General features: G+C 63.9%; 14 protein-coding genes. 5 read left to right on the plus strand and 9 right to left on the minus strand.

Annotated elements, in window-relative coordinates; genetic code table 11:
* Positions 1-84: 84 nt before the first annotated feature.
* Genes mmsB through RUH75_RS22025 form a run of 3 tightly spaced genes read right to left on the minus strand, consistent with a single transcriptional unit; the run spans position 85 to position 3,222 of the window.
* Positions 85-969 carry a 3-hydroxyisobutyrate dehydrogenase gene (mmsB, locus tag RUH75_RS22015; RefSeq protein WP_313809337.1) on the minus strand — a complete coding sequence of 295 codons (885 nt, stop codon included), beginning with the start codon at positions 967-969 and terminating at the stop codon, positions 85-87.
* A gap of 21 nt (positions 970-990) precedes the next feature.
* Positions 991-2,049 carry an enoyl-CoA hydratase/isomerase family protein gene (locus tag RUH75_RS22020; RefSeq protein WP_313809338.1) on the minus strand — a complete coding sequence of 353 codons (1,059 nt, stop codon included), beginning with the start codon at positions 2,047-2,049 and terminating at the stop codon, positions 991-993.
* Between the two features lie 30 nt (positions 2,050-2,079).
* Positions 2,080-3,222, minus strand: coding sequence for an acyl-CoA dehydrogenase family protein (locus RUH75_RS22025; protein ID WP_313809339.1), 1,143 nt, complete (start codon positions 3,220-3,222; stop codon positions 2,080-2,082).
* Positions 3,223-3,336: 114 nt separating this feature from the next.
* Between RUH75_RS22025 and RUH75_RS22030 the strand changes: the two genes are divergently transcribed.
* The 4 genes from RUH75_RS22030 to RUH75_RS22045 all read left to right on the plus strand — a co-directional run bounded on the left by RUH75_RS22030 (position 3,337) and on the right by RUH75_RS22045 (position 6,738).
* Positions 3,337-4,215: a LysR family transcriptional regulator gene (locus RUH75_RS22030; protein WP_313809340.1), complete on the plus strand. Its 879-nt coding sequence runs from the start codon at positions 3,337-3,339 to the stop codon at positions 4,213-4,215.
* Positions 4,216-4,321: 106 nt separating this feature from the next.
* On the plus strand, positions 4,322-4,951 hold the full coding sequence (locus RUH75_RS22035) for a methyltransferase domain-containing protein (protein ID WP_313809341.1): 630 nt from the start codon (positions 4,322-4,324) through the stop codon (positions 4,949-4,951).
* A 63-nt stretch (positions 4,952-5,014) separates the two neighbouring features.
* On the plus strand, positions 5,015-5,947 hold the full coding sequence (locus tag RUH75_RS22040; protein WP_313809342.1) for an ABC transporter ATP-binding protein: 933 nt from the start codon (positions 5,015-5,017) through the stop codon (positions 5,945-5,947).
* Positions 5,944-6,738, plus strand: coding sequence for an ABC transporter permease (locus tag RUH75_RS22045; protein ID WP_313809343.1), 795 nt, complete (start codon positions 5,944-5,946; stop codon positions 6,736-6,738). The genes RUH75_RS22040 and RUH75_RS22045 overlap by 4 nt, the downstream gene beginning before the upstream one ends.
* 52 nt (positions 6,739-6,790) lie before the next feature.
* On the opposite strand, the gene RUH75_RS22050 is transcribed toward RUH75_RS22045, so the two are convergent.
* From RUH75_RS22050 to RUH75_RS22070, 5 genes are all read right to left on the minus strand, one after another.
* The gene (locus RUH75_RS22050) at positions 6,791-7,111 is read right to left on the minus strand and encodes a hypothetical protein (protein ID WP_313809344.1); all 321 of its coding nucleotides are present in this window, start codon (positions 7,109-7,111) and stop codon (positions 6,791-6,793) included.
* A 101-nt stretch (positions 7,112-7,212) separates the two neighbouring features.
* Positions 7,213-8,589, minus strand: a complete 1,377-nt coding sequence (locus RUH75_RS22055) for an MATE family efflux transporter (protein WP_313809345.1) — start codon at positions 8,587-8,589, stop codon at positions 7,213-7,215.
* Positions 8,589-9,518, minus strand: a complete 930-nt coding sequence (locus tag RUH75_RS22060) for a DUF808 domain-containing protein (RefSeq protein ID WP_313809346.1) — start codon at positions 9,516-9,518, stop codon at positions 8,589-8,591. The genes RUH75_RS22055 and RUH75_RS22060 overlap by 1 nt, the downstream gene beginning before the upstream one ends.
* A 92-nt stretch (positions 9,519-9,610) precedes the next feature.
* Positions 9,611-9,859 (minus strand): hypothetical protein, encoded by a 249-nt coding sequence (locus RUH75_RS22065; RefSeq protein ID WP_313809347.1) that lies wholly within the window; start codon positions 9,857-9,859, stop codon positions 9,611-9,613.
* Complete coding sequence (locus RUH75_RS22070) at positions 9,856-10,188, minus strand: hypothetical protein (protein ID WP_313809348.1); 333 nt, start codon at positions 10,186-10,188, stop codon at positions 9,856-9,858. Before RUH75_RS22070 ends, RUH75_RS22065 begins: the two co-directional genes overlap by 4 nt.
* A 106-nt stretch (positions 10,189-10,294) precedes the next feature.
* Between RUH75_RS22070 and RUH75_RS22075 the strand changes: the two genes are divergently transcribed.
* Entirely contained in the window at positions 10,295-10,600 is a 306-nt protein-coding gene (locus RUH75_RS22075) for a plasmid stabilization protein (RefSeq protein ID WP_313809349.1), read from the plus strand.
* 202 nt (positions 10,601-10,802) lie between these two features.
* On the opposite strand, the gene purU is transcribed toward RUH75_RS22075, so the two are convergent.
* Positions 10,803-11,642, minus strand: a complete 840-nt coding sequence (gene purU / locus RUH75_RS22080; RefSeq protein ID WP_409592416.1) for a formyltetrahydrofolate deformylase — start codon at positions 11,640-11,642, stop codon at positions 10,803-10,805.
* Between the last annotated feature and the right edge of the window lie 142 nt (positions 11,643-11,784).

The following is an 11,784-nucleotide window of genomic DNA, read 5'->3' on the forward strand; positions in this document are numbered from 1 at the left end:
GGAGCACGGTGCGCTTCAGGGAAGGGTCGGTAAGCGGAACGACCACCTTCCACCCCCTTGCGACACTCAAGCGGGAAGAAGCCCTTATTTCCCCTCCAGCATCTCGATCATCAGCGAAAAGTCCCGTCCCGCTTCGCCCTGATTGACCAGCAACTGATAAAGCGACGCCGCAGCATTGCCCATCGGCACGCTGGCCCCGACGGAGGCCGCTGCTTCCGCCGCCAGCTTCAGGTCCTTGAGCATCAGCCCGACGGCAAAACCACCCTGATAGCCATTGTCCGACGGGCTTTGCGGCCCGACGCCCGGCACCGGGCAATAGCTGGTCATCGACCAGCTCTGGCCTGACGAAACGCTGGAAATATCATAGAAAGTCTGCGGATCGAGCCCGAGCTTCTTCGCCATGGCAAATGTTTCGCAGGTCGCCACCATGGTCGCGCCCAGCAGCATATTGTTGCAGATCTTGGCCGCCTGTCCGTTGCCCGGGCCGCCGGCATGGATCACCGCCTTGCCCATGGCCGACAGGATCGGCCTGGCCCGCCCGAAGGCTTCGTCCGATCCACCGACCATGAAGGTCAGCGTTCCGCCATTGGCCGCCGCAATGCCGCCCGACACCGGCGCATCGACCATCTCGAAGCCTTTGGCGGCGGCGGCCTCCTCGACCCGGCGCGCGGTCGCGACATCGATGGTCGAACAATCCAGGAACAGCGCGCCAGCCTTGGCCGCGCCGAAGACTTCGCCCGAATAGACGCTTTCGACATGCTTCCCCGCAGGCAGCATGGTGACGACCGCATCGGCGCCCGCCACCGCTTCGGCCGCGCTTGCGCAGCGCGTCGCGCCTGCATCGGCGGCCTTGGCCAGCGCCTCTTCCGACAGATCGAAAGCACGCACGGCAAAGCCGTTCTTCAGCAGATTGGCGGCCATGCCGCCGCCCATATTGCCCAGGCCGATGAAGGCGATGGTCTGGCTCATTTCAGGCACTCCTCTTGTCTTTCAACCGCGCAGTTCGGGCAGTGGCGTCCATTCCTTTTCCGGTGGCAGGGGCGCGAACAGGCTGTCGACCAGTTCGTCCGTCACATCCTCCGGCCGCGCCGGCTTCCATTGCGGCGCATTATCCTTGTCGAAGATCACCGCCCTGACGCCTTCGATGAAATCGGGCCGGCGGATGACATGATGGCCGATGCGATATTCGTTCCGCATATTGTCGGCGAAGTCGGTAAAGACCGCCCCTTCCACCATCTGACGGAGCGCCACCTTGATGGTCTGCGGTGATTTGGTGGCGAGGGTGGAGAGCTGTTCCCGCGCCCAGTCCGATCCGTCCGCCTCCAGCGCAGCAAGGATGTCCTCGAAACGATCGGAAGCGAACAGCCGATCGATCTGGTCCCGATGCGTTTCCCAGGCGGAAGGTGGCGGCACGTCCGCCATTTCGTCCAGTATCTCGCCCAGCCCATCGGGATCGGCAATGATCCGGGCCTTTACGGCCTCCAGCTTGTCCGATGCCATATAATGAGTCGCAATGCCGATCGCGGCGCAATCCGTGCCCCTGATCCGCGCGCCCGTGGTGGCGAGCCACGCTCCGGTCCGTCCCGGCATGCGCGGCAGGAACCAGCCGCCGCCGACATCGGGAAACAGGCCGATGCCGGTTTCGGGCATGGCATAGGTGGTCCGCTCCGTCGCGACGCGATAGCGCGCCGGATCGGAAATGCCCACGCCGCCCCCCATGACGATGCCGTCGATGAAGGCGACGATCGGCTTTTCATAGACGAACAGCAGATGGTTCATCCGATATTCGGTGAAGAAGAACTGTTCGGCCTCCGAACAATCCCCCCTGGCGCTGTTGGCGATCATCGCGATGTCGCCGCCCGCGCAAAATCCCCGTCCCTCGGAATGATCCAGCATCACGGCAAGGACGCTCTCATCCGTCCGCCAGGCCAGCAGCGCGTCGATGATGGCATCGCACATTTCGGTGGTCAGCGCATGGATCGCCTTGGGTCGGTTCAGCTGGATGCGGCCCACGCCATTGTCGATCGAAATCAGAACCTGATCAGTCATAATGCCTCCCGCGTTCAGTCTCTATCGGGCTTAGGGCCGCAGCATGTCGCGGGCGATGATCATGCGCATCACCTGATTGGTGCCTTCCAGGATCGAATGCACGCGCAGATCGCGCCAGAAACGCTCGATCGGATAGTCCATCAGATAGCCATAGCCGCCATGCAGTTGCAGCGCCCGGTCGACCACGGAGGAGCCGGTGTCGGTCGCCAGCCGCTTGGCCATGGCGGCGAAGCGCGTCTTGTCCGGCGCATTTTCCGTCACCTTGACCGCTGCCGCATAGAGCAGGGTGCGTGCCGCCTGAAGTTCCGTCTCCATGTCCGCCAGCGTGAACTGGGTGTTCTGGAAATCGGCGATGCTCTGCCCGAACTGATTGCGGTCCCTGGTATAGCTCAGCGCCTCATCGATGCAGCGCTGCGCTCCGCCCAGCGAGCAGGCGCCGATATTGAGCCGCCCGCCGTCCAGCCCCATCATCGCGATGCGGAAGCCTTCACCCTCTGCCCCGACCAGATTCTCGACCGGCACTCGCACGCCGTCGAAATTGACCTGCGCCGTCGGCTGCGAATGCCAGCCGAGCTTGCGTTCCTGCGCGCCGAAGCTGACGCCGGGCATGTCCTTCTCGATGACGATGCAGGATATGCCCTTGGGTCCTTCATCGCCGGTGCGGACCATGACGACGTAGATTTCATTCTCGCCGCCGCCGGAGATGAATTGCTTGGAGCCGGTGACCACATAATGATCGCCGTCCCGGACCGCCCGCGTCTTGAGCGCTGCCGCGTCCGACCCCGATCCCGCTTCGGTCAGGCAATAGCTGCCGATCCGTTCCATCGGCACCATGGAGGGCAGATATTTGTCCTTCACCGCCTGATTGCCGAACCGGTCGATCATCCAGGCCGACATATTGTGGATGGAGATGAAGGCGCTGGTCGACGGGCAGCCATAGGCCATCGCCTCCATGATCAGCGCGGCTTCCAGTCGCCCAAGGCCGATGCCGCCCGCTTCCTCCGACACATAGATGCCGCCGAAGCCCAGTTCCGCCGCCGCGCGGATCGTATCGATGGGGAAGACATGCTTTTCGTCCCACTCCGCCGCATGGGGGGTGATCGCATCGGCGGTAAACCGGCGCGCCATCTCCTGAATGGCCAACTGGTCCTCGGTGAGATCGAACTGGCTCACATGCTCTCCCTGAAGCGTAGTTTGGACTTTCCTTTAGATACGATGCGGAATTGCATGCAACAACGCAGTTCTGCATAGGGTGGCAGCGATTTTGCAGATTTGCGTGAGCGGTGGATGTTCGATTGGGATGATCTCAGAGTCTTTCTGGCGGTGGCGCGCACCCGCAAGATCGCGCCGGCCGCGCGCGCCCTGGGGATCGATGCGACGACGATCGCCCGGCGCCTCGTCCGGCTGGAGCGGACGCTGGGTCCCGAACTGTTCGAGGTCGGGGCAGGGGAGCGAACCCTGACCGCCCGGGGCCAGGCGCTGCTCAGCCATGCCGAAAGCATCGAAAGCGCCGCGCTCGCGGCGATGGAGGAGGCGACCGGTCGGGAGCATCATCTGAACGGCCAGGTACGGCTGTCGGTGGCGGAGGGCTTCGGAACCTGGGTGTTGGCGCCGGGCCTGGCCGATTTCAGCCGCCGCCATCCCGGCATCCGGCTGGACCTCATCACCGCATCCGGTTTTCTCAACCCGTCCAAGCGCGAGGCGGACATGGCGGTCATGCTGGCGCGGCCGCAGCGCGGACGGCTATCGGTGCGGCGCATGGGCGATTATCGGCTGCATCTCTATGCAGCGCCGCACTATCTGGCGGGGGCCGGGACCCCGCAAACCGCCGCCGACCTGCGCGATCATATGCTGATCGGCTATGTTCCCGAATTCATCTTCTCCCCCGAACTGGATTATCTGGATGAGGTGGAGGCGGGGCTGGAGGCCAGTCTGCGGGCGACCAGCATCAACATGCAGCTTCGCATGATCGCGGAAGGCGCGGGAATCGGCGTGCTTCCGGACTTCATCGCCGGATGCGACGCCACGCTGGCGCCGGTGATGGCCGACAGGGTGGAGATCATGCGCAGCTTCTGGCTGGTGACGCATGGGGATTTGAAGAAGCTGCCCCGGATCGCCGCCGTGGCGCAATGGTTGCAGGAACGTATCGAAACCCTGCGGAGTTGAGCGTCGGGCGGCCAAACGACCTGAAAACGCTCCTAAAGCCAATCGACGCCGCCCATCCAGCCCGCTAAGGGAGTCGGCATGACACGGAATTGGTCGCACTTCGCTCATGCAGCATAAGTCCAAGCGCAGCCGGGCGATTGCCCTGCCCAACAGCGAGTTCCGCAACCGTGCGACCGAATATCTGGATTTCCTGGCGGCCTGGGTGAAAAAGCCGCGCCAGACGGCATCGGTCGTACCCAGCAGCCGCTACCTTGCGCGCCTGATGGTCGAACATATCGATGCCGGGGATGGCCGCGTACTTGAATTGGGCGGCGGCACCGGCGTCTTCACCCGCGCGATACTGGGCACCGGCCTGCCGCCGGAAAAGCTGGAGGTGGTGGAGATCAATCCCGCTTTCGCGCGCGGCCTGCGGCGCCATTTTCCGCATGTGTCGGTCCTCGAAACGCCCGCGCAGAGCGTGTCCAGCGCGGCAGCGGGCGACGCGGGGGAATATCAGGCGGTGATCAGCGGCCTGCCGCTATTGGCCATGGACCGCCAGATGCATGCCGATATCCTGTCCGAAAGCTTCCGCATGCTCCGGCCGGGCGGCGCTTTCATTCAGTTCACCTATTCCATGCGCCCGCCGGTCAGTCGGGAGATTCTCGACACGCTGGGACTGGACGTCGTGCGTGCCGGGCAGACCGTCCGCAACTTCCCGCCCGCGACAGTATTCCGCTTTTTCCGCAAAGGCGAATAGCGCCCGTTGCGCTGGGAAGCGGGCGCCCTATCTTTGCGCTTCAGCAAAGGGGCATTGGCGCGCATGGCATCCATCATCACCGTTTCGGGCCTGACCAAAAGCTATGCTTCGGGTTTCCAGGCGCTCAAGGGCGTCGACCTGGAGATAGAGGAGGGCGAGATTTTCGCGCTGCTGGGGCCGAACGGCGCTGGCAAGACGACCATGATCTCCATCATCTGCGGCAATGTCCGGCCCACGGGCGGCAGCGTGACCGTGGCGGGGCATGACATCATCCGCGGCTATCGCGGGTCGCGCTCGGCCATCGGACTGGTGCCGCAGGAATTGCATACCGACGCGTTCGAACGGGTGATCGACACCGTCACCTTTTCCCGCGGCCTGTTCGGCAAGACGCACAATGACGCCTATATCGAGAAAATCCTGCGCGACCTGTCGCTGTGGGACAAACGCCACAACAAGATGCTGGAACTGTCCGGCGGCATGAAGCGCCGCGTGATGATCGCCAAGGCGCTGTCCCATGAACCGCGCGTGCTGTTCCTGGACGAGCCGACCGCCGGGGTCGATGTCGAGCTGCGCCGGGACATGTGGAAGCTGATCGGCGAACTGCGCCAGACCGGCGTCACCATCATCCTCACCACCCATTATATCGAGGAGGCGGAGGAAATGGCCGACCGGGTCGGCGTCATCAACAAGGGCGAACTGATACTGGTCGAGGAAAAGACGGCATTGATGAAAAAGCTCGGCAAGAAGACGCTAACCGTCGTGCTGGCCGATCCGCTTGCCGCCGTGCCGCCAGAGCTGGCGCAATGGCAGGTCACGCTGAAGGCCGATGGGCATGAGATGGAATATGTGTTCGACACCCAGGCCGAGCGGACCGGCGTGTCGTCGCTGTTGCGCAGGCTCGGCGATCTCGGCATCGCCTATAAGGACCTCAATACCGAACAAAGCAGCCTGGAGGATATCTTCGTCAGCCTGGTCCATCAGGAGAAGGCGGCATGAGCGGTTTCAACCCCCAGGGCGTAAGCCGTTTCAATTATCGCGCGATCTGGGCGATCTACAGGTTCGAACTGCATCGTTTCGCCCGCACGCTGCTGACCGGCCTGCTGGTGCCGGTGATCACGACGTCACTCTATTTCGTGGTGTTCGGTGGCGCGATCGGATCGCGCATGACGCAGATCGACGGCATAGCCTATGCGGCCTTCATCGTGCCCGGCCTCATCATGATGTCGATGTTCACCGAAAGCATCTTCAACGCCAGTTTCGGCATCTACATGCCCAAATTCAGCGGCACCATCTACGAACTGCTCTCTGCCCCGGTGTCAGCGGTGGAGACGATCATCGCCTATGTCGGCGCGGCGGCGACAAAGTCGATGATAGTCGGCATCATCATCTTCGCGACCGCCCATCTGTTCGTGGACATTCATGTCGCCCATCCGCTGGCGATGGCGGGTTTCATGATGCTGATCGCGATCAGTTTCTGCCTCTTCGGCTTCATATTGGGCATCTGGGCGCAAAGCTTCGAGCAGTTGCAGGTGATCCCATTGCTGCTCATCATGCCGATGACCTTCCTTGGCGGCGCCTTCTATTCGATCCACATGCTGGCAGAGCCATGGCGGACGATCACCCTGTTCAATCCGATCGTCTATCTGATCTCCGGCTTCCGCTGGACCTTTTTCGGACGCGGGGATGTGGGGATCGGGTTCAGCCTGCTGTTCATCGCGGGGATGCTGGCGGTGTGCCTTGGCGTGATCGGCTGGATGTTCCGAACCGGCTACCGACTGAAGAAATAGGGCTTGCCGGGCAGAAGGCGGGACGGGAACGTCCGGGATTCGCCATCAACCCTCAGGCTGCGGCACTCTCCGGCTCCACGGCAAACAGGGTCACGCCCTTATATTTCGCGTCCCCCTGATCATAGAGCCCGTGCATCGCGTCGAAGCTTTCCTCGACCAGAGTGACGTCGTTCAACCCCGCCAGCTTGAAGGTCCCCAGCTTCAGTTCCCGGGGCGGTCGCCCGTCGCGCTCGATCGTCACCGCATCGATGAACATCTCATCATGACGCGTGTACAGGATATGTGGCGCCAGCTTCACGACCATCTTGTTGTAGGTCGCCATCAGGCATTTCTGGAGCGCGATTGCTTCGAAGAACATGGTGGGAGCGGTCATAATGTGCTTTTCATTACCGATTCGGCGTCAGGGTTCAATTGCTTTGTGCGCCGCACCATCGTTTCCTGACGCAACTTGGCCCATTTGCAGGACGAATGGCATCACATATTTCGCCGCTGCGATAAAAGCTCAAGCCGCTCCCGCAAGGTCCAGCGGATCACAAGCAGCAATGCCACGACTCCCAGCCCGCTCGCCAGCCCCAGCCAGATGCCCAGCCCCTGCAATCCCAGCGGAAAGGCCAGAACGACGCCCACGCCGATGCCGATGACCCAATAGCCGATCAGGGCGAAGATCATCGGCACGCGCGTATCCTGTATGCCCCTCAGCACGCCAGCGCCCACCGCCTGCGCGGCGTCCACCAACTGGAACAGCGCCGCCACGCCCAGAAAGCTCACCGCCAGCGCCGTCGTCCGCCCATTGGCCGGATCGCGCAGATCGAGGAACGCAGAAATCAGCGTCCGCGGCAGGGCGATCAGCATCGTCGCCGCCATCAGCGCGAAACCGGTCCCGATTGCCAGCGCCAGCCATCCCGCCCGGCCGACGCCTGCCCGGTCCCGCTTTCCATAAGCCAGCCCCACGCGCACCGTCGCCGCCTGCCCAATGCCCATCGGCACCATGAACGCCAGTGCCGCGATCTGGATCGCCACCGCATGCGCCGCCAGCGAGTCACGGTCGATCAGCCCCATCAGAAAGGCGGAGGCGTTGAACACCGTCGTCTCCAGCCCCAGCGTGATCGCGATCGGCAGGCCCAGCGTCCAGACGGCGCGATGCCGCTCCCGATCCCGGCTCCAGAACCGCCCGAGCAGCCGATAGCGCCGAAACCGCCGGTCGATCAGGATGACGGACAACAGCCCGAAAAACAGGAAGGAGGAGGACAGGCTGCTCGCAATCCCGGCCCCGAAAATCCCCAGCGGCGGAAAGCCCAGATGCCCGAAGATCAGCGCCCATCCGGCCAGCAGGTTGAGCGGGATCGCGCAGACCATGATGACAAGGCCCCAGACCGGCCGCTCCAGCGCGGAAATGAAATTGCGCAAGGTGGTGAAGCCCAGAAAAGGCAGCAGCGCCCATTGCAACCCCCGCATCAATTGGCCCGCCCCGGCCGCAAGGTCGGCATCCTGCCCCATCAGCAGCAGGATCGCCTCGCTTTCCCACAGCAGCGCCCAGGCGGGCAGCACGAACAGCGCCGCCGCCCGCAGCGTCTGATGCACGGTCCGCCGGACATCGCGCACCGAATGCCGCCGTCGCCCGCGCTCGGTGGCGATCAGCGGCGCGGCGGCCGTGACCAGCCCCATGCCGAAGATCAGCAGCGCATTGAACAGATTGATCGCCAGCGCCCCCGAAGCCACCGCGCTCGCCCCCAACCGGCCAAGCAGCAACAGATCAGTCGCCGCGATTCCCGCCCAGGCGATGTTGCCCGCGATCATCGGCAGCGCGAGCGCCGTCAGCGCCCCGGCCTCCAGGCGCCAGGGTGACGCCATCAATGCTTCTTGAAGAGGTGCAGCACCGCAACGACGATGCCGCCGATCACCAGCCCGACAATGCCCGCGCCGATCGCATTCATGGTCCAATCCACCACCGGCGCGGCAGCGGGCAGGGCATGCGCGGCGTTTTCGGCGACATGATGAATCGCGCCGGGAATGAGGTTCCAGTGGAATTCATGCAGCCCGTGGACGATCAGCCCGCCGCCGACCCAAAGCATCGCTGCCGTGCCCACGATGCTCAATATCTGCATCAGCACCGGCATCGCCTTCACCATCGCCCGGCCCAGCGATCGCGCGCCGGCCGATCGCCGCTCGGCCAGATGCAGCCCGATATCGTCCATCTTCACGATGAAGCCGACGACGCCATAGACGCCCGCCGTGATCAACAGGGCGACGACCGCCAGGATGATCGCCTGTTCCCAGATAGGCTCCGCCGCCACCGTGCCGAGCGCGATCGCCATGATCTCGCCCGACAGGATGAAGTCCGTACGGATCGCGCCGGACACCTTCTCGTCCTCCAACTCGCGCGAACCGTGCGTTTCCAGCGCCTCCTCCGCCAGATCATGCCCGCCCTGCACGGCCTCCAGCAGCTTCTCCGCCGCTTCGAAACAGAGAAAGGCGCCGCCCAGCATCAGCAAAGGCGGCAGCAGCCAGGGCGCAAAAGCGCTCAGCACCAGCGCGGCGGGCAGCAGGAACAGCAGCTTGTTGCGCAGCGATCCCTTGGCGATCTTCCAGATGATCGGCAGTTCGCGGTCGGGCGTCAGCCCCATGACATAGCGCGGCGTGACGGCGGCATCGTCGATCACGACCCCCGCCGCCTTCGACCCCGCCTTGCCCGCGGCGGCGGCGACATCGTCCAGCGAACTGGCAGTGAGCTTGGCAATCCCCGCTACGTCATCGAGCAGCGCGATCAGACCCGAAGGCATTGATAAATTTCCCCTGTTGATCCCGGCATGGGACCGCAAGCCGTCTCATAGAGGCGGGGCAGGGGAGGAGCAATGCTCAGGGTCCGGATCGATCAATGCAACCCGCGATAATTGCCCGGCGGGTCGCTGGCGGGGAAGCTCTCGTCGATCTGTTCGTCGATCAGGTCCCAGTCGCGCGCATCGATATGCTGCTCCGCCGGCCCGGCATCGCGCACTCGGGCTGTGGCGAAGGCGGGCGGCGGGGCCTCTTCCGCTTCCCCCCTGGCCTGCCATTCCTTCCATCCCTTCCAGGCCGCAGCGCCCAGCCCGGTGAGAAATGCGAGCTTCAATAACCCCTTCATCTCGGCTTCTCCTGTGCTTCATGCAGATGAACCCAGTCCGCGTGATTGCCGCTGATGCTGTCGGGCGGCAGCGGAATTTCGCCTTCCTCATCGGTCCCGGCAGGCGGCTCGGTGGCCGTGGAGGTGGGGGCGATCGCCCATCGCTCGCGCAACGCCGCGTCGATCATCGCCTGCCAGATGCGTCCGTCGCCGGCCTCGCGCATGGCATCGTCGGGATCTTTGATGATGGCGAGCAGGCTGGCGGCGTCCTCGATCTGATCCTGCCAGCGATCGGGATTTCCGGCGGCCAGATGGCGGGCCAGCCGTTCGAGAAGGGAGCGCTGTTCCATGACGCGTTGAACGCTGGTTCGGCCACTCTGTTCCCATTTCGTAACGGTGTGAACGGCAACGCATGTCAGCAGTTATAGCCTGAAGGGGAATCGGAAGGAGAAGATCATGCCCCGAGGCGACAAGAGCAGCTACACCGACAAGCAGAAGCGCAAGGCTGAGCATATCGAGGAAGGCTATGAGGATCGCGGCGTTTCCCAAAAGGAGGCCGAACGGCGCGCCTGGGCCACGGTGAACAGGGAATCGGGCGGCGGTAATAAATCCGGTTCCGGCCGGGGCAAGCCCGACAGCCATGTCTCCTCGCGCAAGGGCGGTAGGAAGGGCGGCGCTGCATCGGCCCGGCGATCAGCGGCGGATCGCTCCGCGGCAGCGAAGAAGGGCTGGGAAACCCGGCGCAGGAAGGCGCATGGGTGAGATCGGCCATTTGTAGCCATTGAGCGCGCCGTGCTCCTGCGTAGGCAGGAGCCCAGTTCGGATGTTGCCAGGGCGAAGTGAGGGCGGGACTGGGTTCTCACGAGCCACTCGTCTCGTTCGAATGCCTGCGCAGGAACACGGAGCGCTTCAAGGAACGCGCAGCGCGCGGCTCGTCTGCCTTCCACCCGTTTCGGGCCGCCTCCTATCGAAACACCACCGTCTTCCCGCCATTCTGCAACACCCGCCGGTCGGCCAGCCAGCCCACCGCCCGCGCCAGCACCTGCGCTTCTATATCCCGTCCGATCCGGATCATGTCCTCCGCCGTGGCGCGATGATCGACCCGCTCCACCGCCTGTTCGATGATCGGCCCTTCGTCGAGATCGCCGGTCACGAAATGCGCCGTCGCTCCGATCAGCTTGACACCGCGCTCATGCGCCCGGTGATAGGGGCGCGCGCCCTTGAACCCGGGAAGGAAGCTGTGATGGATATTCACGCAGCGCCCGTCGAGCTTCCCCGCCAATTCCTCCGACAGGACCTGCATATAGCGGGCCAGGATCAGATATTCCGACCGCGTCCGCTCGAATATGCCCAGCAGCGCTTCCTCCTGCGCGGCCTTGTCGCCGTTGGCGGGCAGCTCGTGATAGGGAATGCCATGCCATTCGGTGATCCGCCGCATGTCGGGATGGTTGGACACCACGCCCATGATGTCGACCGCCAGCATCCCGGTCTGCCAGCGGTGCAGCAGATCGGCCAGGCAATGCGACCCCTTGGACACGGCGATCAGCATGCGCGGTTTTTCGTCCGCCGCCGTCAATCGCCAGTCCATGGCGAAGCGCGTCCCGACATTGGTGAAATCCTGACGCAGCCGCTCCGTATCGCCCATGCGTCCATCGGTCGCCTCGAACGCCACGCGCATGAAGAAACGGCCCGCTTCCCGGTCGGCATATTGCTGGCTGTCGGTGATGAAGCCGCCGCGCTCGGCCAGGAACTGGCTCACCGCCGCGACGATGCCGACCCGGTCGGCGCAGGCCAGAGTCAGCACCCAGGATGGGACAAGCAGATCAGTCACGCATATCTCCCCGCAAAGATGGGGACCGCGTTGCCTCAAGCCCGCGCGCCAATCAACCTGTTAGCGCGTAGACTCATTACGCGTTGCACCAGAGGCGAACGCAGATGAGCTTGAT

The organism is Sphingobium sp., assembly GCF_032153725.1.
In the GTDB taxonomy this organism is placed as follows: Bacteria; Pseudomonadota; Alphaproteobacteria; order Sphingomonadales; family Sphingomonadaceae; genus Sphingobium.